Source organism: Kribbella sp. NPDC049227, assembly GCF_043197265.1.
Taxonomy (GTDB): domain Bacteria; phylum Actinomycetota; class Actinomycetes; order Propionibacteriales; family Kribbellaceae; genus Kribbella.
In genome coordinates this window covers 534870-560731 of sequence record NZ_JBICST010000007.1, presented here as the reverse complement: position 1 = coordinate 560731, position 25862 = coordinate 534870, and the positions used below count along the sequence as shown (strand labels likewise).

Genomic DNA, 25862 nt, shown 5'->3' with positions numbered 1-25862 from the left:
TGAGGGCGTGGAGATCACGAGACTGTCACCCGACGACGAGGCCGGGTGTATCGATGCCGTAGCCGTGCAGAACGCCGGCACGAAGCTGGACTGCCCGGAGATGCTGGACATGACCCCACGAGGGTTCGCCAACATGCTGCGGTACGGCTGGGACATGAACCCCGAGCAGGCGTTTCTGGCCCGGGAGAACGACGGCACCGCGATCGGACTGCTGATCGTGTCGGCTCCGTCGTACGAAAACCTGAACCAGGTCTGGATCGACGTCAACGTCCATCCGGACCACCGCGGTCGCGGGGTCGGGTCCGCCCTGGTCGAGTACGCCGAGAAGGTGACCCGCGAGCTGGGCCGGAGCGTGATCGGGTTCGGCGGGTACGACCTGCCCAAGGCGCAGGCGTTTGCCCGGCGGCACGGCTTCGAGCAGAAGACGATCGAGGTGAACCGCCGGCAGGACCTCGACGGCCTCGACTGGTCGAGCGTGCAGAGCCTGTACGACGCCGCCGTCGCCCGCTCGTCGGCGTACGAGTTGGTGCAGATCACCGGGGCACTGCCGGACGAGTTGCTCGACGGCATGGTCGCGGTGACCGAGTCGATCAACGACGCGCCGAAGGACGACCTCGACCTGGAGGACGACGTCTACAGCCCGGAGCGGTTGCGCGCCTACGAAGAGGCGCAGGTCAAGGGCGATCGGACCATTCACCGGGTGATCGCCCGGGAGAAGGCGACCGGTGAGCTGGCCGGCCACACCACCATCACGGTCGAGCACGAGCGCCCGCACATCGGCAGCCAGAACGACACGGCCGTCTCGCGCGACCACCGCGGCCACCGCCTCGGCGCGCTGCTCAAGTCCGCCATGCTCTTGTGGATGCGCGACGAGGAACCGGCGCTGAGCCTGGTCGACACCTGGAACGCCGAGTCCAACGACCACATGATCTCGATCAACGAACAGCTCAACTACCGCATCATCGCCCGCGTCCTCGTCTACCAGAAGACGCTGTAGTTCACGCCGGGTGGCCGAGCCCGAACAACTCGGCCACCCGGAGCGTGAGCTGGTCCTCGGTCCGGCTGCCGTCGACCGCGATGCTCGTCAGCCCGAGCCGCCGCGTCTCCGTCGCGACCTGATCGGTGAACCTCCGCTCCCGCTCCAACAAGTTGCCCAGGGCACGCTCCGGTGCGGTCGTCCGCCCGGCGATCGCCCACAACGACCCCCGGAACCAAGGGAACGTCTCGAGCATCGTCGCCGGTGACCGGTCCGCCCACCGCTCGTCGATGTCCATCGCAAGGAACTTCTGCAGGTGCGGCGTATCGCCCGGCGCACTGCGTGCGGTGTGATCCGCCGCCGAGCCGGAAGACGTGGGAGAGGTCGTTCACAGGGCCTGGACCAGGGTGACCTTCATGCGGTTGGTGAGGGTGAAGCCGAGGGACTTGTAGAGACGGATGGCGTTGGTATTGCCGCCGCCGGTGTGGAGCATCGGGGTGCGGCCGGTGGCAGTGATGTGGGCGGCTACGGCGCGGATGAGGCGGGTGGCAAGGCCCTGGCCCTGGTACGACGGATGGGTGCAGACGGCGCTGATCTCGGTGTGGTCCGGTAGCGCGAAGCGGGTGCCGGCCATCGCGATCAGCTCGCCGCCGCGGCGGATCCCGAGGTAGGTGCCAAGCTCGATCGTGCGGGTGCGGAACGGACCCGGATCGGTGAGAGCTACGAGCGCGAGCATCTCGGGTACGTCGTCCGGACCGAGCAGGACCGCCTCCGGGTCCTCGGCCGCGAGGTCCGCCGGTGCGACGAACTGCACCAGGTCGATGTGCAGGTCCAGCTTGAAGCCGTCGGGGATCGGGAACTCCGGCCGCATCAGCGCGGCCGTAGTCCCAGGGCCGAGCAGGACGGCCGCGTCGGCCCAGTCCTGCGGCGTCGGGTCGTCCGGCAGAGCGAGGAACGGCGCGACCGCGGGCGGATACCGACGGGCGTTGCCTCGAACCTCGGCGAAGCCGGAGTGCCGACCGGTCAGAGCGGCGTACACAGGATTGGTCAGCACTCGGTCTTCCCCCACGACAGATTGATCAGAATCCCAGTTTGCGCAAGTGTTTCGCGTCTGTCTGCCAGTTTTTGGCGATCTTGACGTGCAGGTCGAGGTAGACCGGCGTACCGAGCAAGGCCTCGATCTGGCGACGGGCGGCGGCGCCGACCTCGCGCAGACGGGCGCCCTTGTGGCCGATCACGATGCCCTTCTGGCTGTCCCGCTCGAGGTAGATGTTCGCGTAGATGTCGAGCAGCGGCTTGTCCTCCGGCCGGTCCTCGCGCAGGCCCATCTCGTCGATGGTGACCGCGATCGAGTGCGGCAACTCGTCCCGGACGCCCTCCAGCGCGGCCTCCCGGATGAGCTCCGCGACCAGGGTCTCCTCGGGCTCGTCGGTGATGTCGCCGTCCGGGTAGAGCGCGACGCCCTCCGGCAGCAGCTTCACCAGTTCGTCCGCGACCACGTCGACCTGGAAGCCCGACGTCGCCGACACCGGCACGATCGAGGCCCACTCGATGCCGGCCGACTCCCCCAGCGCGGCGATCTCGGCCAGGTGCTCGACCATCCGGTCCGGCTCGACCAGGTCGGCCTTGGTGGCCAGCGCGACCTTAGGGGTCTTCGCGACCTTGGCCGCCTCGGTGACCAGGAACCGGTCACCGGGCCCGATCTTCTCACTGGCCGGCAGGCAGACCGCGATCACGTCGACCTCGGCCCAGGTCGTCTTGACCAGGTCGTTCAGCCGCTCACCGAGCAGCGTCCGCGGCTTGTGCAGACCAGGGGTGTCGACCAGGATCAGCTGGGCGTCCGGCCGGTGCACGATGCCCCGCACCGCGTGCCGGGTCGTCTGCGGCTTGGACGACGTGATGACGATCTTCGTCCCGACCAACGCGTTGGTGAGGGTGGACTTGCCGGCGTTGGGGCGGCCGACGAAGCAGGCGAAACCGGACTTGAAGGCGGCCTCAGGTGTGGACGACATCGCGGACCTCTCCGGTGCCTTGGGCAACTACTACGGGGATGGCGGCGCCGGCGAAGTGGCGGACCACGTTGACGTCGACGGACTCCGCGTCGGTGACCACCGCGGCGGCCTCCAGACCCTTCACACCGGACGACAGGGCCATCGCGACCGCCAGTTGCAGCGCGGTCAGCTCGACCGTGTCGAGCGCCACCGTGCAGGCGGCGTACGTCCGCCCGTCGGAGTCGCGCACGGCCGCACCCTCGGCCGCCCGGGTCCGGGCGCGGGTGGCGCGGGCGAGCGTGACGAGTTTGGCGTCCTCGGCCGAAAGGTCTGACAACACGTACTCCAAAGAAAGGGGGCGATCCGGGATCAGGCGGGCTGGTGGTTCTGGTCCTGCGGCCGGGTCGCGGTCTCGACCCGTCGCACCAGCACAGTACCGACCTGGTTGCGGCGCCCCGACGGCCGCTCCGCCGTCAGCGACAATCCCTCGATCTCCACCTCGGCACCAGGGATCGGAACCTTGCCGAGCAGTTTCGCCATCAGGCCGCCGACCGTGTCGACGTCGTCGTCGTCCAGCGGTACGCCGAACAGCTCGCCGAGCTCGTCGATCGGGAGCCGGCTGGAGACCCGGTACGCGCCGTCGGACAGCTCCTGCACCGAGTCCGGGTCCTCGTCGTACTCGTCGGTGATCTCGCCGACGATCTCCTCCAGGATGTCCTCGATCGTGACCAGGCCGGCCGTTCCGCCGTACTCGTCGACGACGATCGCGACGTGCATCCGGGCCGCCTGCATCTCGCGCAGCAACTGGTCGACCGGCTTCGAGTCCGGCACGTACATGCATGGCCGCATCACCGACTCGACCCGCTCGGTCGACTCGGCCTGCGCGTTGTCGTAGACGCGGCGCATCACGTCCTTGAGGTAGACGACGCCGAGGATGTCGTCCAGCGACTCACCGATCACCGGGATCCGCGAGTAGCCGGAGCGCAGGGCCAGCGAGGTGAGCTGGCGCAGCTTCTTGTGCCGCTCGATGTAGACCATGTCGGTGCGCGGCACCATCACCTCGCGGACGATGGTGTCGCCGAGCTCGAACACCGAGTGGATCATCTGCCGCTCGCCGGACTCGATCACCGCGGACTTCTCGGCGTAGTCGACCAGCGCCCGCAGCTCCGCCTCGGTCGCGAACGGACCCTCGGCGAACCCCTTGCCCGGGGTGAGCGCGTTGCCGAGCAGGATCAGCACCTTCGGCAGCGGCCCGAGCACCCGGGTCAGCGCCATCACCGGACCGGCGGAGATGATCGCGAACCGGTCCGAGTGCTGCCGGCCGAGGGTCCGCGGGGCGACGCCGATGATGACGTACGAGACCAGCACCATCACCACGGCGGTGATCAGGACGTGCTCCCAGGTGACGTCGAAGACGTTCGACAGCGCCTGGGTGACCAGCACGATCGCGGTGATCTCGCAGCTCAGCCGGAGCAGCAGCAGCGAGTTCAGGTACCGCGGGGCGTCGGACAGCAGGTCCCGCAGCCGGACCGCGCGCAGGTTCCCCCGCTCGACCTGCTCGTTGGCCCGGACCTTCGAGTACGACGAGAGCGCCGCCTCGGCACCGGCGAACAATCCGGCGAGCAGCACGAGCACCGCGGCCACGACCAGCAGGACGAGGTCCTGGGAGCTCACCGGAACGTCACTCCTGTCCGGCCAGCTGGTTCGCCGGCGCTCGCCAGGCTTCCAGCAGGCGGCCCTGCACGTCCCACATCTCCGCCTTCTCGGCCGGCTCGGCGTGGTCGTAGCCGAGCAGATGCAGGATGCCGTGCACCGTCAGCAGCTCCAGCTCGGCCCACGTGCCGTGCCCGGCCTTGGCGCCCTGGGCGGCCGCCACGGTCGGGCAGAGCGCGATGTCACCGAGATGACCGAGCGGAAGATCCGAGTCCTCGCCGTTGTCGTCGGACCCCGGCCGCAGTTCGTCCATCGGCCACGACATCACGTCGGTCGGACCGGGCAGGTCCAGGAACTCGACGTGGTACCGCGCCATCGTGTCCTCGTCGACCAGCTTGATCGACAGCTCACACTCCGGGTGCAACCGCAGCGACGACATGACGAACCGGCTGAGCCGCATCAGTCCGTGCGCGTCGATCTCGACTCCGGACTCGTTGTTGACCTCGACGTTCATCTGCGGGGCTCGCCATTGCCTTCGTAGTTCTCGTAGGCGGAGACGATCCGGCCGACCAGCTTGTGCCGGACCACGTCGTGGGAGGTGAGCCGGCAGAAGGTCAGGTCCTGGACGCCTTCGAGGATCTCCTGGACGACGCGCAGACCGGAGCTCGTGCCGGTGGGCAGGTCGACCTGGGTGACGTCGCCGGTGACGACCATCTTGGAGCCGAAGCCGAGCCGGGTGAGGAACATCTTCATCTGCTCGGGCGAGGTGTTCTGTGCCTCGTCCAGGATGATGAAGGCGTCGTTCAGCGTCCGGCCGCGCATGTAGGCCAGCGGCGCGATCTCGATCGTGCCCGCCGTCATCAGCCGCGGGATCGACTCCGGGTCGAGCATGTCGTGCAGGGCGTCGTACAGCGGCCGCAGGTACGGGTCGATCTTCTCCGAGAGCGTGCCGGGCAGGAAGCCGAGCCGCTCACCGGCCTCGACGGCCGGCCGGGTCAGGATGATCCGGTTGACCTCCTTGGCCTGCAGCGCCTGGACCGCCTTGGCCACCGCCAGGTACGTCTTGCCGGTACCGGCCGGGCCGATGCCGAACACGATGGTGTTCTTGTCGATGGCGTCGACGTACCGCTTCTGGTTCAGCGTCTTCGGCCGGATGGTGCGGCCGCGGCTGGACAGGATGTTCTGGGTCAGCACATCGGCCGGGCTCTCGGCCGTGGCGGACTTGATCATCGCGATGCTGCGCTCGACCGAGTCGGCGGTCAGACCGTGCCCGGTCCGCACCACCGCGATCAGCTCGTCGATCAGCCGCTCGGCCAGGGCCAGCTCGGCCGGCTCGCCGTTGAGCGTGATCTCGTTGCCGCGGACCATGATGTCGGCGGCGAACTCCTTCTCGACGATGCGGAGGAACTCGTCCCGGGCTCCGAGCAGGGCCACCATGTCGATGCTGTTCGGCACGACGATCTTGTGCGACGCCTGCGCGCTGGTGGTGGCGCCGTTCGCGCGCGCCTCCGGTTCGATACTGCGTGGCCTGGACAGGCTCTTCCTCCTGATGCCGATGATGGTGACCCACCCATGCTAGCCGTCTCCCCCGACAGGCTCACTTGTAATTCGCCGCAACACCCCGAAACGAGGCCTGGCGGTGGTCGACCCAGGTGTGTTGTCAACCTGCAAGGGGGTCTCCGCGTCATCGTGTCGTGGCGCAACCAGCCGTGGTGTACGAAGAGTGCGTGACACATGAGTCCTCGTGGGATGCCGACGAGGCGTTGACGGCTGTCTACACGGCGCACTACACGTCGCTGGTCCGGCTCGGCGCCCTGCTGCTGCGCGACACCGGTACGGCGGAGGAGATCGTGCAGGACGCGTTCGTCGCGATGCACGGCCGCTGGCACCGGCTGCGCGACCCCCACAAGGCTCTCGCCTACCTGCGCACCGCGGTGGTGAACCGCTGCCGCTCCCGCCAGCGCCACCTCGTGGTCGTCGACAAGCACACCCCACGCTCGCTGCCGGACGCGCCGAGCGCCGAGCAGGCCGCGCTGCGGACCGCCGAGACCGACCGGGTGATCGAGGCGATGCGCACCCTCCCGGAGAAGCAACGCACCGTGATGGTGCTGCGGTACTACGGTGACCTCTCCGAAGCGGAGATCGCCGACACGATGGGCATCAGCCGGGGATCGGTGAAGAGCCACGCCGCGCGGGCGACGAAGTCGCTGCGCCAGCTCCTGGAGCAGAACGTATGAACGAACATCCCAACGACTCGTTCGACGAGCTGATGCGGCGGTCCCTGCACGAGGAGGCCGACCGGGTCGAGCCGACCGACTCGCTGCCCGAGATCCAGGCCCGCGCCCGGGTCCAGCGCCGTACGACGTCCCGGCGTCCGTGGGTGCTGACCGCCGGCGCTGCCCTCGTCGGCACCGCGGCGGTGATCGGCGCCTTCACTGTCCTCGACAACAACACGAACACCGCAGGTGACAGCGGCGTCGCAGCCGGCCCCAGTACGTCGACCAGCGCCTCCGCACTGCCGTCGTCGACCACCCCAGAGCCCAGCACCTCGCCGAGCCAGGCGCCGACAGAGCCGCCGACGGCGCAGGCCACCTCAGTGCCGAAGGACCGCCGCGGTACGCCGGAGCCGATGGTGAAGGGCACCCTCGTCCCGGTCTACTGGCTCGGCGACAAGACCGCGATCACTCCCACTCCGGGAGCAACGACGAAGGCCACGCCGAAGGTCCGGCTCTACCGCACCTGGGCGAAGGTGAGTGGCCGGCCCGCCGTCGAGGCGGTCCGGATCATGACCTCCAAACAGTCCGGCGACCCTGACTACTACTCGCTGTGGCGGGGCGCCGAGATCAACACCGTCACCAGGTCCGACGGCACGGTCACCGTCGACTTCAAGCGGCTCCCGACGACGAAGCTCGACCCGGAGACCGCGGACGTGGCCGCCCAGCAGCTGATCTACACGGTGCAAGGCGCCCTCGACGACAGCAGCCAGCAGGTCCAGATCACCCAGGACGGCCAGGTCGGTGCCCGGCTGTTCGGCCAGGTCGACACCAGTACGCCACTCAGTCGCGCCCAGGCCGCCAACGTCCAGGCACTGGTCTGGATCACCTCCCCGGCCCAGGGTCAGTTGACCAAGTCGATGGTCACCGTCGAAGGCACGGCCGCGGCGTACGAGGCGACGGTGAACTACGAGGCCACGAACCTGAAGACCCGCGAGGTACGGAAGGGCTACACGAGCACCAAGGAGGGCCAGAAGTTCACGCCCTTCGCCTTCAACCTCAAGCTCGCCCCGGGCCCCTGGCAGATCGAGGCCTTCCTCATCTCCCCCGCCGACGGCTCCACCACCGACGTCGACTCCAAAACCATCGAGGTCCGCTAGCAGGTTGTTTGCTCGATCACCGGTTCATTTGACGCCAGCGATGAAACAACCCGCCATCGGCGGGAGCAGTCGCTAGGTCCAGCGGGAGCGGGACAGGAGGGCCGCGGCTGCGGCCACGCCGGCGGTCGAGGTGCGGAGGACCGTGTCGCCGAGGCGGATCGGCTCGGCGGCGAAGGTGGCCAGCTCGGCCGGGGCGATGCCGCCTTCCGGGCCGATGACGATGACGATATCGCCCTCGGTCGGGAGCTCGAGCGAGGCGAGCGGCGTCTTGGCTTCCTCATGCAGTACGACGGGGAGTGCCGAGGCGGACAGTAGTCGCGCGACGTCCGGCGTACTCGCGATGGGCTCCACGGTGGCGAACCAGGAGCGGCGGGACTGTTTGCTGGCTTCGAACGCCCAGGCCTGCCACTTCGCGTACGTCTTCGCGGACCGCTCGGGGTTGCTGCGGAACTGACTCCGCTCCGCGTTCCACGGGACGATCACGTCGACCCCGACCTCGGTCAGCATCTCCACCGCGAGCTCGGCCCGCTCGCCCTTCGGCAACGCCTGCACCACCACCAACCGGGGCGACGCCGCCGGCTCCACCCCACGGTTGTCAACGGCAACCGTCACCCCGGTCTTCGACGCCGCGGTCACCGGACCTTCGGCCCAAGCTCCACGGCCATCCGTCAACCGGACCCGCTCCCCCGGCCCGATCCGCCGTACGACGGCGGCGTGCCGACCCTCAGGTCCGTCCAGGGTCAGTTCGTCGCCGTCCAGTTCCGCGGCGAAGAAGACCGCGACTCCCATCTGGTCCCCACATCCCTCACCGCATGCCCGACGCCTGCGGCGCCGAACACGCGGGGTAACGAAAGGCAGAACGGCCGGTCAACCCAACACCCACCGCCGCATCCGTAGCACGCACCCACCCATCCGGCGCCGCAGGTGTTGCAGGTGTTGCACGCACCTGCCGTGCTGGCGTCGGTGTGGGTTGGTGGGTGGGCATCTAGTGGGCGCCGAAGGCGTCGCGGAGGCGGCCGAAGACGCCCTTGTGGGCGGCTTGGACCTGACCCTGGGGACGCTCCTCGCCACGAGCCTCGGCCAACTGCCGGAGCAGGTCGACCTGGGAGTCGTCCAGCCTGGTCGGGGTCTCGACGATGACCTGGACGATCAGGTCGCCGCGACCCGCGTGCCGCAGCCGCGGGACACCACGAGCCGTCAGCGTCATCGCCGTCCCGGACTGCGTGCCGGGCCGGATCTCCAGCGGCGTGGTCTCGCCCTCCAGCGTGGGCAGGTCGATCGTGGTGCCGAGCGCGGCCGCCGTCATCGGCAGCGTCACCGTGCAGTGCAGGTCGTCGCCGTTGCGGGTGAAGATGTCGTGCGGCTCGACCTCGATCTCGACGTACAGGTCGCCGGCCGGGCCGCCGCCGGGGCCAACCTCGCCCTGGCCGGACAGCTGCACCCGGGTGCCGCTGTCGACGCCACCGGGGATCTTGACCGTGACGGTCCGGCGGGACCGGACCCGGCCGTCGCCGGCGCACTCGACGCACGGGTTCGGGATCGTCGTACCGAAGCCGCGGCAGTTCGGGCACGGCCGCATGGTGCGGACCTCGCCGAGGAACGACCGCTGGGTGTGGGTGACCTCGCCGCGACCGTGGCAGATCTCGCAGGTGACCGGCTCGGAGCCGGCCGCCGCACCGGAACCCGAACAGGTCGGGCACAGGACGGCGGTGTCGACCTTCAGCTCCCGGGTGGTGCCGAACGCGGCCTCGGCCAGGTCGATCCGCAGCGGGATCAGCGCGTCCTGGCCGCGCCGGGTCCGCGGCCGCGGCCCGCGGGTGGCCCCGCCGGTCTGGCCGAAGAAGGCGTCCATGATGTCGGTGAACGTGAAGGCCTGGCCGAAGCCCGCGCCGCCCGGGCCGGCGCCCGCGGTCGCGAACGGGTCACCGCCGAGATCGTGCATCTGCCGCTTCTGCGGGTCGCTCAGCACCTGGAAGGCGCGGCCGATCTCCTGGAACTTGTGGTGGGCGTCCTCGGAGTCGTTCACGTCCGGGTGGTACTGGCGTGCCAGCTTGCGGTACGCCTTCTTGATCTCGTCCGGCGTCGCGTCGCGGCTGACGCCCAGGACGGCGTAGTAATCGGTGCTCATACTCCAGACCAGGGGTTGATGGCGATAGTCATGAGTCGGCCAGGATCTGGCTGACGTAGCGCGCGACGGCCCGTACGGCGCCCATCGTGCTGGGGTAGTCCATGTGGGTCGGGCCGACGATGCCGAGCGTGGCCAGCGCCTCCGACTTGGACCCGTAGCCGGTCGCGACCACCGAGGTGGTGGCCAGTTCCTCGTACGGGTTCTCGTGCCCGATGCGGACCGTCAGGGTCTGCGGGTTGGTGGCCTCGCCGAGCAGCTTGAGCAGAATGACGTGCTCCTCCAGTGCCTCCAGCACCGGCTTCACGTTCCGCTCGAAGTCGTCGCCGTACCGGGTCAGGTTGGCGGCGCCGCCGACCGCGATCCGCTGCTCGCCGACCTCGTCGGTGAACGTCTCCAGCAGCGTCGTCACGATCGCCGCGACCAGCGGCCGGTCCGCCGGGGCGAACAGGTCGGTGACCGCGGCCAGGGACGTGGTCGCATCGGTCAGCCGCTGCCCGGACAGCGCGGTGTTCAGCCGCGAGCGCAGGTCGGCGATCAGTTGCTCGTCGACGTCGTTCGTCTGCTCGACGATCCGCTGCTCGACCCGCCCGGTGCTGGTGATCAGCACCAGCAGCAGCCGGCGCGGGGTCATCGTGACGACCTCGATGTGCCGGACGCTGGAGCGGTTGAGCGACGGGTACTGCACGATCGCCACCTGGCGGGTGATCTGGGCCAGCAGCCGGACAGTACGGCGTACGACGTCGTCCAGGTCGACCGCGCCGGCCAGGAACGAGGTGATCGCCTTCTTCTCCGCCGGCGACAGCGTCTTGACCGTGCTCAGCTTGTCCACGAACAGCCGGTAGCCCGCGTCGGTCGGGATCCGGCCGGCGCTGGTGTGCGGCTGGGTGATGTACCCCTCCTCCTCCAGCGCAGCCATGTCGTTACGCACGGTTGCCGGCGACACCCCGAGGTTGTGCCGGTCCACCAGCGTCTTCGAGCCGACCGGCTCGTGGGTCGCCACGTAGTCCTCGACGATGGCGCGGAGAACATCCAGCTTGCGATCGTCCAGCACGCGCACCACCTCCCTCGCCTCGACCGTACGACTCAGTGACCCTTGGCACTCAGCTGAACCGAGTGCCAGTCTACCGAGCCGTAGTAGCTCACACCGACGCGTAACGGCGTGGGACGGGTCTCAGCCACGCTCGGGAGATGCTCCCAACGGTACGGCGGCGGGCCGGGTGACTGTGCTCGCGACATCCACTGGCTGGTCCTGGGCTGCCGCTTCGAGCAGGGACTCGAGTACGTCGAGCACGTGGTAGGCCAGTGCACCGTCGGCCCGGTGCGGCTGACCTGTGCGGACGGCCCGGGCCATGTCCGCGACCCCGACGCCCCGGCCGGCTCCGGCGTACCCACCGGCGACCGGGACCTCGGCCCAGTCGCGGTTGGCGGCGGTAGCGATCTCGACCTTGCCGTCGAACCCGTTCGGGTCGGGCACGGACAGGCTGCCCTCGGTCCCGTGCACCTCGATCCGCGGCAACCGCGCGGCCCAGATGTCGAACGACATCAGCACCGTGGTCAGCGCACCCGACTCGTGCTCCAGTACGCCGGTCACGTGCGTCGGCACCTGGACCGGGAACGTCTCGCCGGCTCGCGGACCGGTGTGGATCTTCCGCTCCTGCTTCGACTGACCGGCCCGCGCGGTGACGCGTCGTACCGGACCGAGCAGGGTGACCAGGCTCGTGACGTAGTACGGACCCATGTCGAGGACCGGACCGCCGCCGGGCTGGTAGTAGAACTCCGGCGCCGGGTGCCACAGCTCGTGCCCGGGCGTCACGAACGACGCCGTGGCAGCCGTCGGTACGCCGATGTCGCCGCGGTCGATGACAGCCCGGGCGGTCTGGGTACCAGTGCCGAGCACAGTGTCCGGCGCGCAGCCGACGCGGAGGTTGTTCGCGGCGGCGTACTTGAGCAGCGGCTCCGCCTCGGCCCGGTCCACGGCCAGCGGCTTCTCGCCGTACACGTGCTTGCCGGCTTCGAGGGCGGCCTGGTGCACCGGCGCGTGGGCGGCGGGGATGGTCAGGTTCAGCACGATCTCGACGTCGTCCGCGGCGTACAGCTCGTCCGGGGACAGTGCGCGTATGGCCGGGTTACCGTCGGCGATCGCCTGCGCGCGGCTGACGTCCAGGTCGGCGACCGCGACCACATCGACGCCGGGCAGCTTGGCCAGATGGTCGAGATAGGTGCCGGAGATGACGCCCGTACCGACGATGCCGATGCCCGTCACTTGCTCGCCCACAGCAGCCCCCGCTCGACGATGGTCCGCACCTCGGGTACTTCGAGGTCGTCCAGCTTGTGCCCGACGGTGCAGACGAAGACCTTGCCCGCGCCCCAGGTCCGGGTCCAGACGGCCGGCATCACGGCACCCTCGATCCACGGGTAGTCCGGGTGGGACTGGAAGGTGGTGGTGGCCAGCACGGTGTTGGTGGGGTCGTAGTGCACGTAGTACTGCTCGGTGTGGACGTCGAAGTGGGTGATGCCCTCGACGATCGGGTGTTCGGCGACGACGTCGACGCGGTAGTCGGTGAAGCCGTGCGGGTGCGAGATGAACTGCCCGCCGGTGATGAAGCTGTAGTCGGCGTTGGCCCGGAACGAGTCGACGATGCCGCCGTGCCAGCCGGCGAACCCGGTGCCGCGGCGGATCGCGGCCTCCAGGCCCTTGAAGTGGTCGGCGTCGATCTCGCTCATCGTGACGCACTGCAGCACCAGGTCGGTGCCGTCCAGGTCGAGGTAGCTCTCGGTGCTGTCCGAGACGGTCACCTCGTAACCGTTGCCTTCCAGGAACGGGATGAACAGCTCGGTCGCCTCGACCGGCGAGTGCCCTTCCCAGCCGCCCCGGACCACCAGTGCACGTCGTGTCGTCACGCCGACCGCCCTTCGAAAGTTTCGCTGCCGAGTTCGGAACCGTTGCGAACCGCCACCGCGACCCTAAGCGCCGCCCGACCGGCCTTCAAGTCTTGATCCGCCCCCTGGATAGGGCTTGCTCGGCGGAAGGTGCCGAGCAAGTAGGGTCGTCGGCATGAGTACGTGGGCCGAGGTCGGGGATCGCTGCTGGGTCCGCCGGTACGACGAATGGGACCTCAACGTCGGTGTGGTCGTCGGAGAACAAGGTGCGGTGCTGATCGACACCCGGGCCACCACCGAGCAGGCCCAGGAGCTGCGCGAGCACATCCGCGAACTGACCGACCAGCCGGTGCGCTGGGTCGTCAACACCCACGCGCACTTCGACCACGTCGCCGGGAACAGCGTCTTCGACCAGGCCGAGGTCATCGCCCACGAGAACGCCGCGACGGCCGCCGAGCTGACGGCGCAGACCTTCGCGGTGGCGAAGGTGATCGATCTCGGCGACCGCAGAGTCGAGTTGCTGCATCTGGGGAACGCGCACACCGACGGCGACGTGGTGGTCGTGGTGCCGGATGTGGACGTGTACTTCGTCGGCGATCTGATCGAGGAGTCGGCGCCGCCGTCGTACGGCGAGGACTCGTTCCCGCTGGAGTGGCCGGACACGATCGACCGGGTGATCGGGATGCTGTCCGGCTCGTCGAAGGTCGTCCCGGGTCACGGCGCGGTCGTCGACGCCGAGTTCGTGCGCGACCAGGCCGGCGACCTCGGCACCGTCGCCAACACCATCTCTGGTCTCCACCACGGCGGGACCCCACTGGAGCAGGCGCTCGCCCACACCGACGACTGGCCGTGGCCGCTCGAGAAACTCCAGGACGCGATCAAGCGCGGCTACGAGGCACTCGGCACCCCGCGCCGCCCGACGCTGCCCCTGCTCGGCCCGGGCTGATCCCGAAAGCGCGCGGGTCGGCGGTCAAGTTGTAGTTGTCCGTTGACACCGGGTCAGGTTTGCCGCACTTTGTTGCGAAGTGCGGCGCGAACCACGACCGGATGGGGTGGTAACCATGACCACGATCGAGCAGACCACTCATCCCGACGGCAGAGTCGAACTGGCTGATCCCGCCGTCCTCGCGGACAGCCCGTACGCCAACGCGGAGCTCGCGCCGACCCGATTGCCCGAGCGGCACTGGACGACGTACAACTATGCGGCGCTCTGGATGGGGATGGCGCACAACATTCCCAGCTACCTGCTGGCCGCGGGTCTGGTCGCGCTCGGGATGAACTGGCTGCAGGCGTTCATCACGATCACGCTGGGGAACCTGATCGTGCTGATCCCGCTGCTGCTGAACAGTCATGCCGGGACGAAGTACGGCATCCCGTTCCCGGTCTTCGCGCGCGCCTTCTACGGCGTCCGCGGCGCGAACTTCCCGGCCCTGTTGCGCGCGTTCATCGCGTGCGGCTGGTTCGGCATCCAGACCTGGATCGGCGGCCAGGCGATCTTCGTGATCGTCGGCGAACTGTTCGGCAACGGCTGGACGGAGGCGTCCGCGGTCGGCGGGCACCCGTGGACGATGTGGCTCAGCTTCGCGTTCTTCTGGGTGATCCAGATGGTGCTGATCTGGCGCGGCATCGAGGGACTGCGGCGGTTCGAGAACTGGGCGGCGCCACTCGTCACGGTCGCGTTCCTGGCGCTGATGGTGGCGATCCTGGTCAAGGCCGGCGGGTTCGGCCCGATCCTGTCCCAGCCGTCGAAGCTCGGCTGGGACGCCGACTTCTGGAAGATCTTCGCGCCGTCGCTGATGGGCATGATCGCGTTCTGGGCGACCCTCAGCCTGAACATGCCTGACTTCACCCGGTTCGGTAAGGGTCAGCGCCAGCAGGTCGTCGGCCAGATCATCGGCCTGCCGACCACGATGTCGTTCATCGCGCTCGTCTCGATCATCACGACGTCCGGCACCGTGCTGGTCTACGGCACGGCGATCTGGGACCCGGTCGAGTTGACCCGCCGCTTCGAGAACCCGGTGGTCGTGACGATCGGCCTGGTGATGGCGATCCTGGCGACGATGTCGTGCAACGTGGCGGCGAACGTGGTCAGCCCGTCGTACGACTTCGCCAACGCCGTCCCGCGCTGGCTGAACTTCCGGACCGCCGGCCTGGTCACCGGCGTGATCGGCGTCGTGATCCAGCCGTGGCGGCTGATCTCCGATCCGTCGATCTACATCTTCGTCTGGCTGTCCTTCTACGGCGGCCTGCTCGCCTCGGTCGCCGGCGTACTGATCGCCGGGTACTGGCTGATCGACCGCACCAGCCTGCACCTCGCCGACCTCTACCTACCGGGCGGCCGCTACTGGTACTCGGCCGGCTGGAACTGGCGCGCGGTCGTCGCCACCGTCATCGGTTCTGTCCTCGCCGTCGGCGGCGCGTACTCGAACCCCGGCGCCGGCCCGTTCCCGGAGGACGGCCTGATCCCCTTCCTCAAGCCGCTCTACGACTACTCGTGGGCAGTCGGCCTGGTCGCCGGCTTCCTCACCTATCTCCTGTTCACGGTCGCTTCCCCGTCCCGCCAACCCACCACAACCCAAGCCGCTCCCACGTTCTAGCAGTACGACGACATACGGTTGGGCGGTGGCTGACAGGTATGGGAACGACGTACTGAGTGGGGACTGGCGCAAGCCCAAGAACGGGCGGACAGTCGAGGTCGAGATCGAGAAGGGCATGGTCGTCGAGGAGCCGACCTCCGGGTTCGTCGGCGCGATCGTGCGCTGGGAGCACGGCGTGGTCGATCTCGAGGACCGGTTCGGGAAGATCCGGACGTACCCGCTCGGGCCCGGGTTCTGGCTGGACGGCAAACCGGTCAGCCTGAAGCCGCCGAAGAAGGCCGGGCCGGCGAAGAAGACGCGGACCGCGTCCGGTTCGGTTGCGGTGGACAACGTCCGGGCGAAGGTGGCCCGGGCCAGCCGGATCTACGTCGAGGGACGGCACGACGCCGAACTGGTCGAGAAGGTGTGGGGCGACGACCTGCGGATCGAAGGCGTCGTGGTCGAGTACCTCGAAGGTGTCGACGACCTGCCCGGCATCGTCAACCGCTTCCAGCCCGGTCCGGGCCGGCGGCTCGGCGTCCTGGTGGACCACCTGGTCGACGGGTCCAAGGAGTCGAAGATCGCGGCCCAGGTGACCAACCGGCACGTGCTGGTGGTCGGGCACCCGTTCATCGACATCTGGGAGGCGGTCAAGCCGTCGTCGGTCGGGATCAAGGCCTGGCCGCGGATCCCGCACGGGCAGGACTGGAAGAAGGGCGTGCTGCAGTCGTTCGGCTGGCCGGCCACGGATCAGGCCGATGTCGCCGCGGCCTGGAAACACATCCTGTCGAAGGTGACCAGCTTCGCCGATCTCGACCCGGCGCTGCTCGGCCGGGTCGAGGAGCTCATCGATTTCGTGACGCTGGACTGATCTCCGGCATCCGCCGTTCGACCCAGGCCTGGATCCGCTTCCGTGCACGCCGGACGTACCAGGTCACGGCACCGAGCACGGCGGTCGCCGCCAGCACCACTCCGGCGAGCACTGCCGCGATGATCCGTACGGCGCTCTGCTCGACGAGCCCGGCGACGACCAGCAACACCACGCCGAGCACGATGCCCGCCACCGGCAACCACTGCTCGAAGACCAACGGGCGCTTGGCCGGCGACACCTTGGCGCCGCGCACCAGACGGGTCCACACCGACTGCCGCGCCGGCTCGGTGAACCAGCGCGCGCACTGCAACAACCACGAACCGGGCTTGTCCTTGCGGCCCGCCATCGCCTTGACCCAGTCGCCGACCTGCGGCCCGAGTCCGCTGGACACGTCGACCATCCGGTCCGCGAGGCCCTTCGTGGTCGCCCGGCCCTCGTCCGACTGGTTCAGCTCGTCGCGCATCGTCGTGAGCGCACCGAGACCCGCGCCCATCGGGAAGTCCTGGGCCAGCCGCTGGACGCGCTCGGCGACCGCCTCGACCTTCCACTCCTCTGCTTTCAGGACCTGCCGTTGCGTCTCGCGGATCCAGTCCTCGTCGGCGCCGAGCATCGCGCCCAGGTGCGCGACACAGTGCAGCCGGCCCATCAGCCAGTCCCACCGCCGCCAGTCCGCCGCACCGAACGCGCCGAAGTGCCCGACCTGCGACCCGTAGAGGATGCGGTCCTTGAGGTTGTTGGCAATCGAGCCTTCCGGCTGGTCGTCCAGCAGCGGCAGCGGGATGTCCGGCCCGAGCCGGAGGAACTGGAACGGCGCACTCCGCTGCTGCGGCGTCCGCGCCGACGTACAGCGCGACACGATCTCCACCTCGAGGGCGGTCTCGACGAGGTCCCGCCCGACGACCGCGATCAGCTCGGCGAACGTGTCGCCCAGCGCCCGCTGGATCTGCAGGTCGGTGAAGATGTCCTTCAGCCCGACCGCGACGGCCTCGGCGCCACCGGCAGGGCTCAGGTCGAGGTCAGCGGCGGTCAGCCGCTCGGTGAGTGCGTCCCGCACAGCCTGCGTTTTCAGCAGAGCATCGCTGGCCGCCTTCAGCCGCCGCTCCAGCTCGGCCCGCTGCTCCTTCGGCGCCTCGCTGATCCGGTTGCGCAGCGAGCGCAGGATCAGCCGTACGACGCGCTCCGCCGCACCTGTCCCCCACAGCCAACTGGGATTGCCCTCGGCATCGTTCTGCAGCGGAGCCGTCGAGCCGTCCGGATCGGGCACCCACGGGTGGCCGGTCCCGAGGATCTCGTCGATCTCCTGCTCGGACAGCGCGGTCGCCGCGTCGAGGACGGTCGACTGGTCGTGACTGGCGATCGTCACCGCCTCCCAGACCCCGCCGGCGGCGCGGCCGCGCGAGTACGTCGGCTGCAGTGCCCTGGCCGCCGACTGCAGCCGGTCCCGCTCGACTGGTTGCTTCATGCAACGATCGAACAGCCGCTGGGTGTCGGACCAGGACGCGTCCGCCTCCAGCAGCAACCGCTCGAGCTGCTCCACATCGGACCGGAAGTCGACCTCACGCGGGAACTGCACGGCGGACAGCGCCGCCACCCGCCAGCTCGGCTCCTTCGCCTCCGGCAACGCCGTCGACGCACTCCCGATCCCGGCCGACGGTACGACGTACAACACGTAGCGGCTGGCGCGTCCGGCGACCGGTCGCCTTGCCACGACATCGAGGACCGGACCGAAGGGTGCGTTGTCCAGTACGCCGCCGTCCACCAGCCAGGCACCCGACTCCGCGGTCGCGGGCTGCACGCGTGGCGGTGAGTCGGCCAGATTCGGGGTCTCGAGCACCGGGCCGAACGCGGCCGGGAACGAGGCCGACGCGCGGGCCGCGCGCGCCAGCAGCTTGGTGTCGTTCAGCCCGTTCTTGTCCGCGACCGCGAACGCCCGCGTCGATCCGTCGTACGTCGCCGCGTTCTCGCTGGTGAAGGCGAACAGGTACCGGTGGTCGGGTACGACGAAACGCTGCCCGGCGGCGTCCTTGGCCTCGAACTGCTGGACGCCGAGCCCGGACGCGGTGACGAACAGCGTGACCGGCTCCTCGGCCTCCGTCTCGCCCGCGTCGACGACGCCCTTGAGCAGACTGTCGAGCTCCTGCAGGAAGTACTTGCCGTCCAGCACCGAGGTGGATTTCTTGCCGGCTGACGGCACCAGCTTGCCGACCTCGAGCGAACCGAGCGCGACCCACTTCTGCCGCAGCCACGGCCCGTGCTCGCCGTCGGGGTCCAGGGTCGAACCGTTCGAGATCGCTGTCGCCAGCAACGAACCGTTCAGTCCGCCGGCGCTCGTACCCGCGATCACGTCGACGACCACGCGCCGGTTCTCGTCGCCGCGCCGGCACAGCTCACGCCAGCGCTCGGCCAGGACCTCGTCGTACGGCTGTGGACCGGGCGCGCCGCTGGGGCCGGACGCCCGCCGGATCAGATCCAGCTCGTGGGTCACCCCACCCATCCAGACGGCCAGGCTGACCCCGCCGTTCAGGACCAGCGCGATCCGGATCTCGTGGTCGGTCATCCGTTCCCTTTCCCTGGGGGACCTCACGGGCGTGACGCGATACGACAATCGTCGCAGCGGAGGGTGAAGAAAGGCGTGACATTACTCCTGGCGTGGCTCAGCTCAGGCGGAGTCGCGGACGATCAGTTCGGTGTCGTAGATCTCCGGGCTGGTGAGCTTCGTGCCGCCGATCTTGGCGAGCAGGATCTCGGCCATCCGCGCACCCAGCTTCTCCACCGGCTGCCGCACGGTGGTCAGCCTCGGTGTGGTCGTGGTCGCGAGCACAGAGTCGTCGAACCCGACCACCGCGACGTCGTCAGGTACTCGCCGGCCGCGCTGCGACAACACCCGCAGCGCCGCGGTCGCCATCAGGTCGGACGCGACGAACAGACCGTCCAGGTCGGGGTGTTCGTCGAGCAGTCGTATCGCTGCCTGCTCACCACCGTCGGCGGTGAAGTCCCCGAAGGCTACGGCCTCGGGCAGCTTCGCTTCCTTCATCACGTCCTGGTACCCGGTCAGCCGATCGAGGCCGGCCGTCATGTCGAGCGGACCGGTGATCGTCCCGAGCTTGCGACGCCCGATCGACAGCAGGTGCTCCACTGCCGTCCGCGCGCCCGCGACGTTGTCCACGTCCACACTGGCCACCGGTACGTCGACACCGATCGGCCGGGCACTGAACACGATCGGCAGCGGCAGTTGCGCCAACTCCTGCAGCACGTTGTCGCGGCCGTGGTGGCTGACGATGATCGCCCCGTCGACGTGGCCGCCGCGCAGGTAGCGCAGCAGGCGCTGGTCGTCGGCCTCGGCCGGCTCGATCAGCAGCACCAGTTGCGACGACGTCGGCGCCAGTGTCCGGCTGACACCGCGCAGGATGCCGGCGAAGAACGGGTCGGAGAAGACGCGGCTGTCCGGCTCCGGTACGACGATCGCGACCGAGTCGGTCTTGCGCGTCACCAGCGCGCGGGCGGCGCGGTTCGGCACGTAGCCGAGTTCGCCGATCGCCCGCTCGACCGCGGCCACCGTCTCCGGCAGCACCTTCGGCGAGCCGTTCACCACCCGCGAAACGGTCGCCCGGGAGACACCGGCGAGCGCCGCGACCTGCTCCAGCGTGGGAGAACCTGAGTGGTCCATCGGTCCTCCCCGCGTCGGTTGATGTGCCTTCACACCGTAGTACTTCGGCCGGGCGTTCGCGCACCGCCGGCGGCCGGGGTGTCAGCCACTCTTCCGGGTGTTCGCGGCCTTGTCGGCGAGGTCGAGCGCCTGCTTCCAGGCCGCGTCGGGAGACTGCTTGCCTTCGTCGACCTTGGTCAGTGCGGCGCTGAACACCTGATTGATCTCACCGTCGCGTGGTCCCTTGTGCTGCTTGAGGATCACGTTCTTCGCGCGGTTGACGAAGATCTGCCCGACCGGCGCGTTGTTGAAGTACGCGTTCACCTGCGACTTGACCTGCGGATCGTCGTACGCGTCGAGGGTCGAGGGGAACGAGCCGACCTTCTTGAACACCTTGATCTGCTGCTCGGGCGCGGTCAGCCAGGCGGCCAGCCGGGCCGCTTCGACCGGCTGCGGCGACTGCTTCGGCACGGTCAGATACGAACCGCCCCAGTTGCCGCCACCGCCGGGGAACACGTCGGCGACGTCCCACTTGCCCTTGCCGTAGCTGCCCGCGTTGCTCTGGATCACGCCGAGCAGCCAGCCCGGGCAAGCCATCGTCGCGAACTTGTCGGTGCGGAAGGCCTTGTTCCACTCGTCGCTCCAGGCCGGCAGCCCGGCGGACAGGCCGTCGGCGGTGCCCTTCACCACCTGGTCCCAGGTCTTCTTCAGCAGCGGGTTCTCCGCGCCGAGGAAGCGGTCCTGGTTGGAGTAGTAGGCCTGGATCAGCTGGTTGCGCATCGCCTCCCAGGTCAGTACGGCGGAGTCGTACCAGGCCGAGCCGGGCACCTTCTGCTTGAACGTCCGGCCGGTGGCGAAGTACGACGACCAGTCGGTGAACAACTTGGCGACCTGAGTCCGGTCGGTCGGCAGCCCGGCCTTCGCGAACAGGTCGCGGCGGTAGCAGATCGCCTCCGGCCCGATGTCGGTGCCGTACCCGATGATCTTGCCGTCCGGGGTGGTCGCGCCGGCGACCTTCCAGTCCAGCCAGCGGTCCTTCAGGTCGTTGGCGCCGAAGTCGCGCAGGTCGACGAACTGGTCCGCCTTGGCCAGGTAGTTGTAGATCCAGCTGACCTCCATCGCCTCGATGTCGGCCAGACCGGACCCGTTCGCCAGGTTGGTGTCCAGGTTCTTGATGTGCGCGTCGACGGTGGGCGCGCGGCGCTCGACGATCTTGATGTTCGGGTGCTGGGCCTCGTACTCGCGGTACAGGTCCTCGTAGCCGAACTCGTTGAAGGTGGCGATGGTCAGTTCGATCTTCTGGCCGTCGTCGGCATTGTTGCCTGAGGCATCCGATCCCCCGGACCCACCGCAGGCGGAGGCGAGCAGGACGGCCGTACAAGCACACAGCAGTGCGATGGGGCGGAGGCCGGCACCGTTTCTGGGCCGCATCAAAAGCTCCCTGGACTGGACGGAGTTGAGAGCGCTCTCGGATCGCGAAAGTGTGCTGAGTTTCGAGCGTCGCGACTGGGTATGTCAAGCACTTCGTCGTCACGCAGCGAAACGAGGCCGACCAGGTCAGTACATACTTCCGCGTGTCGTCACGCAGCGAACCGCGTCGATCACCGAACGCTGACCACAGGGAGTGATATCAGGTGGTTACGGCAGCAGGTCCCGGACGACCGCGTCGGCGAGGAGACGGCCCTTGCGGGTGAGGACCAGACGGTCCGCTGCCCGCGTCACCAGGTCGGGCATCCGCTCCGCCGCGGCTCTGCCTTCGTCGTCGAGGACGTCGAGTGGGAGGCCGGCGGACAACCGGATCTCGAGCAGGACGCGTTCCACCCGGCGGGTTTCGGCGTCGAGGGTTTCGCGTGCGTACGCCGGGCTGTCGCCGGCGCCGAGGCGGTCGGCGTACGCGCTGGGATGCTTGACGTTCCACCAGCGAACGCCGCCGGCGTGGCTGTGCGCGCCGGGGCCGATCCCCCACCAGGTGTCGCCGCGCCAGTAGAGCTCGTTGTGCCGGCAGCGGGCGTCCTCGGTGCGGGCCCAGTTGGAGACCTCGTACCAGGTCAGGCCTTGGGCGGACAGCATCTCGTCGGCCAGCAGGTACTTGTCGGCGAGGTCGTCGTCGTCCGGCATCGGCAGTTCACCGCGCCGGACCCGGCGGGCCAGTTGGGTCCCGTCCTCGACGATCAGCGCGTAGGCGCTCACGTGATCGGGCTGGGCCGACAGCGCCGACTCGAGCGAGGCCCGCCAGTCGTCGAGTGACTCGCCGGGTGTGCCGTAGATCAGGTCGAGGTTGACGTGCTCGAACCCTGCGGCCGTCGCTTCCTTCACCGCGTCGAGCGCGCGACCGGGAGTGTGCTGCCGGTCGAGAATCTTCAGCACGTGCGACGAGGCGCTCTGCATGCCGAAGCTCACCCGGGTGAACCCGGCCTCGAGCAGACCTTCGAGGTACGCCGGATCCACCGACTCCGGGTTGGCCTCCGTCGTCACCTCGGCGCCCGGCGCCAGTCCGAACTCGTCGCGTACTGCGGCCAGCATCTTCCCGAGGTCCTTGGCCGGCAGCAGGGTCGGCGTACCGCCGCCGAAGAACACCGTGTCGACGGGTTGATCCAGGCCTCGGAGGACCCGCCGAGCCATCCGCACCTCGCCGATCGCGGTGTCGGCGTACGACGCCTGGGACGCGCCGCCACCGAGTTCCTTCGCGGTGTAGGTGTTGAAGTCGCAGTACCCGCAGCGGGACGCACAGAACGGCACATGGAGGTAGAACCCGAGCGGCCGCGTGGCGGCCTCGCGGACTGCGGTTTCCGGCAGCGCCCCGTCTGGGGGCGCAACCTCCCCCTCGGGCAATGTCGACGGCACCCACCCATCGTACGGACTCGATTTTGACGAGATCGCCGCGGAGTTGTGCTGGCAGAGAGTGGTCGCTTGGTTACATTCGGGTCATGGAGACCGAGGCTCAGTCGGTGGGACGTGGCACGCGGAACGCCGTCGTGGTGGCGATCATGCTCGGAATGTTGCTCGCGGCCCTCGATCAGACGATCGTGGCGACCGCGCTGCCGACCATCGTCAGCGACCTGGGCGGCGCCAACCACCTGTCCTGGGTGGTGACGTCGTACCTGCTCGCCGAGACGATCATGACCGCGCTGATCGGCAAGTTCGGCGACCTGTACGGCCGCAAACCGATGTTCCTGATCAGCGTCGTCCTGTTCCTGGCCGGGTCGGCGCTCTGCGGCATGGCCGACTCGATGCTGTGGCTGGTCGGCTCCCGCGCGATCCAGGGCCTCGGCGCCGGCGGCCTGATGGTGACCGCGATGGCGGTGATCGCGGACGTGGTACCGCTCAGCGAGCGCGGCAAGTACCAGGGCGTGATGGGTTCGGTCTTCGGCGTCTCCACCGTCGCCGGACCGCTCCTCGGTGGGCTGTTCGTCGATCACCTGAGCTGGCGGTGGGCGTTCTACGTGAACATCCCGCTCGGCATCGTCGTACTGATCGTCGCGTCGATCACGCTGCCGTCGGTCAAGGCCGCGATCAGTCCGAAGATCGACTATCTCGGCATCTTGTTCATCGGCCTGGCCGCGACCGGGCTCACGCTGGTGACCACGTGGGGCGGCAACGAGTACGCCTGGACCTCGACCGTCATCATCTCGATGGCCGTCGGCTCGGTGATCGCGTTGATGCTGTTCGTCGCGGTCGAACGACGAGCGGCTGAACCGATGCTGCCCTTGAGACTGTTCCGGTCCCGGGTGTTCACGGTGTGCGCGGTGATGAGCTTCATCATCGGGTTCGCGATGCTCGGCGGGGTCACGTATCTGCCGACGTACCTGCAGTTCGTCCACGGCGCCTCCGCGACCGAGTCCGGGCTGCAGATGCTGCCGCTCGTCGGCGGTCTGCTCGTCGCGTCGATGGTGGTCGGCCAGATCATCAGCAAGACCGGGCGGTATCGGGTGTTCCCGATCATCGGCACTGTTCTGATCGGTGGTGGGCTCTACCTGCTGTCGCTGCTCGACAACGAGACGCCGTACGTCGAGACCGCCAGCTTCATGGTAGTGCTCGGGCTGGGGGTCGGGCTGTGCATGCCGGTGCCGACTGTCGTCGTACAGAGCACTGTCGACTATGCGGATCTCGGGGTCGCGACGTCGGGAGTGAGCTTCCTGCGGACGATGGGGAGCTCGTTCGGGGTCGCTGTCTTCGGGTCGATCTATGCGCATCAACTGCCCGTGCATCTGGAGGAGGCGGTTCGCGCCACGGGTGTCGATCCGCAGGTCGTCACCACGGTCGAGGGGGTGCGGTCGCTGCCGCCCGACGTGCGTCCTGCGATCACAGCGGCGTACGCGGACTCCTTGCATGTGGTGTTTCTGTGGGCTGTGCCTGTCGCGGCCCTTGGGTTCGTGGTCGCGTTGTTGTTGAAGGAGGTTCCGCTCCGCGACACTGCCCGGATGGCCGTGCGGGACGTGGGCGAGAACTTCGCCGCACCCGCTTCGTTCGACTCCGAGCACGAGCTCCAGAAGCTCACCGCACTTGTCATCCAGCACCACCGTCGCAGTCCTGCGACCGAGGTCCTGGCCCAGTCGGGCGTTCCGCTGAACGCCGCCCAGGCCTGGATGATCATGCGCGTCTTCCGGGCCGGCGCCGCATCGGGCTCCGCCACCCTCGCGGAGATCACCGGCGACCTCCGCGTCCCACCCGGCGTCTTCGAACCCCTCGCCGGCCAACTAGTTGCCGACGGCTACCTCTCCGAGACCCTCGGCCACTACCGCTTCACCACGCTCGGCCTGGAGATGTTCCAGCGCTTCGTCGGCGCCTTCCGCGTCTGGATCCTCGACCGCCTCGCCGACTGGGAGCCCGACAACACCGAAGCCTTCTCCGCCGCCGTCGACCGCCTGGCCGCCCAGATGATCGACCAAGGCCATTCCCTCACCACCGGCAAACATGCCGCCGCCCTGGTCAGTACGTCGTAGTCGTTCAGCGAAACCTGGTCGATCCCACGCGTCATCCGGCTCTTGGTGTGTGGCTCGGCCCGCGGTGCGTCACGGGTAGTGCAGTGTGGTGACGAGTTGGGTGTGGAGGTTGGCGTTGGAGTAGAGGCCGCCGCCTTGGTCGCCGGTGTGGGTTCCGGTTGGGTTGGTGAAGTGGCCGCCTGCTTCTTCGACCAGGAGGATCCAGGGCGCGTGATCCCAGATGTAGTAGCGCTCTACGAGGAAGGCGTCGAGCTCGGCACGAACGAGCTCGATCAGCGGGAGAGGCGTGGCAGGTGGGCGCGCCACGGCCGGTGCCAGTCGGGCTCTGGACGCGGCGTCCAGAGCCTCGATCCGAGCATCAGCCAAGCTTGACGTGGTGCTGACCTCAAGGCGCTTCGCTTCGGCCGCCGCGCGTGGCCAGGATGACTCGAAGGAACCGCCGCCGCGGGTCGCCCACCAGCAGCGTCGCAGCGCCGGTGCGATGACGACCGCGATCTCGATGCTCCCGGCAACTTCCAGCGCAATCTGAACCCGCCAGTTCGGGTCGTGCCGGCTGAAGTACGACGTACCGTCGATCGGATCGATGATCCAGACCCGATCTGACTCGCCGAGCCGACCGAGTTCCTCGCCGAGGAGCGCATCGTCCGGCCTCGCCGCAGACAACGTCTCGCGCACCAATCGCTCGACCGCCCGATCAGCTTCCGTGACTGGCGTGCCGTCGGCCTTCAGCGTTGCCGAAACGCCGGACTCGAAGTACCGGAGCGCGACTTCCGCTGCCAGATCCGAAGCGTCGAACGCGAGTTGCAAGTCATCAGCGCCGCCCAC

Annotated in this window: 25 protein-coding genes; 8 read left to right on the top strand and 17 right to left on the bottom strand. The window is 68.7% G+C overall.

Annotated elements, in window-relative coordinates; translation table 11 throughout:
• The first annotated feature begins 7 nt into the window (after positions 1–7).
• Positions 8–997, top strand: a complete 990-nt coding sequence (locus tag ACGFH6_RS32235; RefSeq protein WP_393391437.1) for a GNAT family N-acetyltransferase — start codon at positions 8–10, stop codon at positions 995–997.
• Position 998: 1 nt separating this feature from the next.
• On the opposite strand, the gene ACGFH6_RS32230 is transcribed toward ACGFH6_RS32235, so the two are convergent.
• The 7 genes from ACGFH6_RS32230 to ACGFH6_RS32200 form a co-directional block, all read right to left on the bottom strand.
• Positions 999–1274 carry a hypothetical protein gene (locus ACGFH6_RS32230; protein ID WP_393391435.1) on the bottom strand — a complete coding sequence of 92 codons (276 nt, stop codon included), beginning with the start codon at positions 1272–1274 and terminating at the stop codon, positions 999–1001.
• A gap of 90 nt (positions 1275–1364) precedes the next feature.
• Positions 1365–2030 carry a GNAT family N-acetyltransferase gene (locus ACGFH6_RS32225; protein WP_393391433.1) on the bottom strand — a complete coding sequence of 222 codons (666 nt, stop codon included), beginning with the start codon at positions 2028–2030 and terminating at the stop codon, positions 1365–1367.
• 25 nt (positions 2031–2055) lie between these two features.
• Entirely contained in the window at positions 2056–2988 is a 933-nt protein-coding gene (gene era / locus ACGFH6_RS32220) for a GTPase Era (protein ID WP_393391431.1), read from the bottom strand.
• A complete protein-coding gene (locus ACGFH6_RS32215; protein ID WP_131350068.1) occupies positions 2972–3307 on the bottom strand; it encodes a cytidine deaminase in 336 nt (111 codons plus the stop codon). Before ACGFH6_RS32215 ends, era begins: the two co-directional genes overlap by 17 nt.
• Before the next feature lie 29 nt (positions 3308–3336).
• Complete coding sequence (locus ACGFH6_RS32210; RefSeq protein ID WP_393391429.1) at positions 3337–4641, bottom strand: hemolysin family protein; 1305 nt, start codon at positions 4639–4641, stop codon at positions 3337–3339.
• Positions 4642–4648: 7 nt separating this feature from the next.
• Positions 4649–5134, bottom strand: coding sequence for an rRNA maturation RNase YbeY (gene ybeY, locus ACGFH6_RS32205; RefSeq protein ID WP_393391427.1), 486 nt, complete (start codon positions 5132–5134; stop codon positions 4649–4651).
• Complete coding sequence (locus ACGFH6_RS32200; protein WP_360447387.1) at positions 5131–6057, bottom strand: PhoH family protein; 927 nt, start codon at positions 6055–6057, stop codon at positions 5131–5133. Before ACGFH6_RS32200 ends, ybeY begins: the two co-directional genes overlap by 4 nt.
• On the opposite strand from ACGFH6_RS32200, the gene ACGFH6_RS32195 reads away from it, so the two are divergent.
• The 3 genes from ACGFH6_RS32195 (at position 6056) to ACGFH6_RS32185 (ending at position 7993) form a co-directional block, all read left to right on the top strand.
• On the top strand, positions 6056–6199 hold the full coding sequence (locus ACGFH6_RS32195) for a hypothetical protein (protein WP_393391425.1): 144 nt from the start codon (positions 6056–6058) through the stop codon (positions 6197–6199). The two genes, ACGFH6_RS32200 and ACGFH6_RS32195, sit on opposite strands and share 2 nt — an antisense overlap.
• 148 nt (positions 6200–6347) lie before the next feature.
• The gene (locus ACGFH6_RS32190; RefSeq protein WP_238162982.1) at positions 6348–6857 is read left to right on the top strand and encodes a SigE family RNA polymerase sigma factor; all 510 of its coding nucleotides are present in this window, start codon (positions 6348–6350) and stop codon (positions 6855–6857) included.
• The gene (locus ACGFH6_RS32185) at positions 6854–7993 is read left to right on the top strand and encodes a Gmad2 immunoglobulin-like domain-containing protein (RefSeq protein WP_393391423.1); all 1140 of its coding nucleotides are present in this window, start codon (positions 6854–6856) and stop codon (positions 7991–7993) included. The genes ACGFH6_RS32190 and ACGFH6_RS32185 overlap by 4 nt, the downstream gene beginning before the upstream one ends.
• A gap of 72 nt (positions 7994–8065) precedes the next feature.
• Here the strand turns inward: ACGFH6_RS32185 and ACGFH6_RS32180 are convergent, their stop codons facing one another.
• The 5 genes from ACGFH6_RS32180 to ACGFH6_RS32160 form a co-directional block, all read right to left on the bottom strand.
• A complete protein-coding gene (locus ACGFH6_RS32180; protein WP_393391422.1) occupies positions 8066–8782 on the bottom strand; it encodes a 16S rRNA (uracil(1498)-N(3))-methyltransferase in 717 nt (238 codons plus the stop codon).
• A 196-nt stretch (positions 8783–8978) separates the two neighbouring features.
• Entirely contained in the window at positions 8979–10121 is a 1143-nt protein-coding gene (gene dnaJ / locus ACGFH6_RS32175; RefSeq protein ID WP_393391420.1) for a molecular chaperone DnaJ, read from the bottom strand.
• A 28-nt stretch (positions 10122–10149) separates the two neighbouring features.
• Positions 10150–11172 (bottom strand): heat-inducible transcriptional repressor HrcA, encoded by a 1023-nt coding sequence (hrcA, locus tag ACGFH6_RS32170; protein ID WP_393391418.1) that lies wholly within the window; start codon positions 11170–11172, stop codon positions 10150–10152.
• Between the two features lie 120 nt (positions 11173–11292).
• The gene (locus ACGFH6_RS32165; RefSeq protein ID WP_393391416.1) at positions 11293–12396 is read right to left on the bottom strand and encodes a Gfo/Idh/MocA family protein; all 1104 of its coding nucleotides are present in this window, start codon (positions 12394–12396) and stop codon (positions 11293–11295) included.
• Entirely contained in the window at positions 12381–13022 is a 642-nt protein-coding gene (locus ACGFH6_RS32160; protein ID WP_393391415.1) for a ThuA domain-containing protein, read from the bottom strand. The genes ACGFH6_RS32165 and ACGFH6_RS32160 overlap by 16 nt, the downstream gene beginning before the upstream one ends.
• A 154-nt stretch (positions 13023–13176) precedes the next feature.
• On the opposite strand from ACGFH6_RS32160, the gene ACGFH6_RS32155 reads away from it, so the two are divergent.
• The 3 genes from ACGFH6_RS32155 to ACGFH6_RS32145 all read left to right on the top strand — a co-directional run bounded on the left by ACGFH6_RS32155 (position 13177) and on the right by ACGFH6_RS32145 (position 16448).
• Positions 13177–13947 carry an MBL fold metallo-hydrolase gene (locus ACGFH6_RS32155; protein ID WP_393391413.1) on the top strand — a complete coding sequence of 257 codons (771 nt, stop codon included), beginning with the start codon at positions 13177–13179 and terminating at the stop codon, positions 13945–13947.
• A 115-nt stretch (positions 13948–14062) separates the two neighbouring features.
• Entirely contained in the window at positions 14063–15598 is a 1536-nt protein-coding gene (locus ACGFH6_RS32150; protein WP_393391411.1) for an NCS1 family nucleobase:cation symporter-1, read from the top strand.
• Positions 15599–15623: 25 nt separating this feature from the next.
• Positions 15624–16448 (top strand): DUF3097 domain-containing protein, encoded by an 825-nt coding sequence (locus tag ACGFH6_RS32145; RefSeq protein WP_393391410.1) that lies wholly within the window; start codon positions 15624–15626, stop codon positions 16446–16448.
• Here the strand turns inward: ACGFH6_RS32145 and ACGFH6_RS32140 are convergent.
• The 4 genes from ACGFH6_RS32140 to hemW form a co-directional block, all read right to left on the bottom strand.
• Positions 16423–19005: a DUF3376 domain-containing protein gene (locus ACGFH6_RS32140; RefSeq protein WP_393391409.1), complete on the bottom strand. Its 2583-nt coding sequence runs from the start codon at positions 19003–19005 to the stop codon at positions 16423–16425. The two genes, ACGFH6_RS32145 and ACGFH6_RS32140, sit on opposite strands and share 26 nt — an antisense overlap.
• A 102-nt stretch (positions 19006–19107) precedes the next feature.
• Entirely contained in the window at positions 19108–20115 is a 1008-nt protein-coding gene (locus ACGFH6_RS32135) for a LacI family DNA-binding transcriptional regulator (protein ID WP_393391407.1), read from the bottom strand.
• An 81-nt stretch (positions 20116–20196) separates the two neighbouring features.
• A complete protein-coding gene (locus ACGFH6_RS32130) occupies positions 20197–21525 on the bottom strand; it encodes an extracellular solute-binding protein (protein ID WP_393391405.1) in 1329 nt (442 codons plus the stop codon).
• A 207-nt stretch (positions 21526–21732) separates the two neighbouring features.
• Positions 21733–22938, bottom strand: a complete 1206-nt coding sequence (gene hemW, locus ACGFH6_RS32125) for a radical SAM family heme chaperone HemW (protein ID WP_393391404.1) — start codon at positions 22936–22938, stop codon at positions 21733–21735.
• Between the two features lie 83 nt (positions 22939–23021).
• On the opposite strand from hemW, the gene ACGFH6_RS32120 reads away from it, so the two are divergent.
• Positions 23022–25037, top strand: a complete 2016-nt coding sequence (locus tag ACGFH6_RS32120) for an MDR family MFS transporter (RefSeq protein WP_393391402.1) — start codon at positions 23022–23024, stop codon at positions 25035–25037.
• A gap of 69 nt (positions 25038–25106) precedes the next feature.
• Here the strand turns inward: ACGFH6_RS32120 and ACGFH6_RS32115 are convergent, their stop codons facing one another.
• Positions 25107–25862: an inositol monophosphatase family protein gene (locus ACGFH6_RS32115; protein ID WP_393391400.1), complete on the bottom strand. Its 756-nt coding sequence runs from the start codon at positions 25860–25862 to the stop codon at positions 25107–25109.

What these genes read in the sequence shown, in the direction of transcription:
- ACGFH6_RS32230 (WP_393391435.1), bottom strand. Translation starts at nt 1,274, where the DNA reads ATGGACATCGACGAGCGGTGGGCGGACCGGTCACCGGCGACGATGCTC.
- era (WP_393391431.1), bottom strand. Translation starts at nt 2,988, where the DNA reads ATGTCGTCCACACCTGAGGCCGCCTTCAAGTCCGGTTTCGCCTGCTTC.
- ACGFH6_RS32150 (WP_393391411.1), top strand. Translation starts at nt 14,063, where the DNA reads ATGACCACGATCGAGCAGACCACTCATCCCGACGGCAGAGTCGAACTG.
- ybeY (WP_393391427.1), bottom strand. Translation starts at nt 5,134, where the DNA reads ATGAACGTCGAGGTCAACAACGAGTCCGGAGTCGAGATCGACGCGCAC.
- ACGFH6_RS32195 (WP_393391425.1), top strand. Translation starts at nt 6,056, where the DNA reads ATGTCGATGCTGTTCGGCACGACGATCTTGTGCGACGCCTGCGCGCTG.
- ACGFH6_RS32185 (WP_393391423.1), top strand. Translation starts at nt 6,854, where the DNA reads ATGAACGAACATCCCAACGACTCGTTCGACGAGCTGATGCGGCGGTCC.
- ACGFH6_RS32135 (WP_393391407.1), bottom strand. Translation starts at nt 20,115, where the DNA reads ATGGACCACTCAGGTTCTCCCACGCTGGAGCAGGTCGCGGCGCTCGCC.
- ACGFH6_RS32155 (WP_393391413.1), top strand. Translation starts at nt 13,177, where the DNA reads ATGAGTACGTGGGCCGAGGTCGGGGATCGCTGCTGGGTCCGCCGGTAC.
- ACGFH6_RS32140 (WP_393391409.1), bottom strand. Translation starts at nt 19,005, where the DNA reads ATGACCGACCACGAGATCCGGATCGCGCTGGTCCTGAACGGCGGGGTC.
- ACGFH6_RS32120 (WP_393391402.1), top strand. Translation starts at nt 23,022, where the DNA reads ATGGAGACCGAGGCTCAGTCGGTGGGACGTGGCACGCGGAACGCCGTC.
- dnaJ (WP_393391420.1), bottom strand. Translation starts at nt 10,121, where the DNA reads ATGAGCACCGATTACTACGCCGTCCTGGGCGTCAGCCGCGACGCGACG.
- ACGFH6_RS32200 (WP_360447387.1), bottom strand. Translation starts at nt 6,057, where the DNA reads ATGGTGGCCCTGCTCGGAGCCCGGGACGAGTTCCTCCGCATCGTCGAG.
- ACGFH6_RS32180 (WP_393391422.1), bottom strand. Translation starts at nt 8,782, where the DNA reads ATGGGAGTCGCGGTCTTCTTCGCCGCGGAACTGGACGGCGACGAACTG.
- ACGFH6_RS32130 (WP_393391405.1), bottom strand. Translation starts at nt 21,525, where the DNA reads ATGCGGCCCAGAAACGGTGCCGGCCTCCGCCCCATCGCACTGCTGTGT.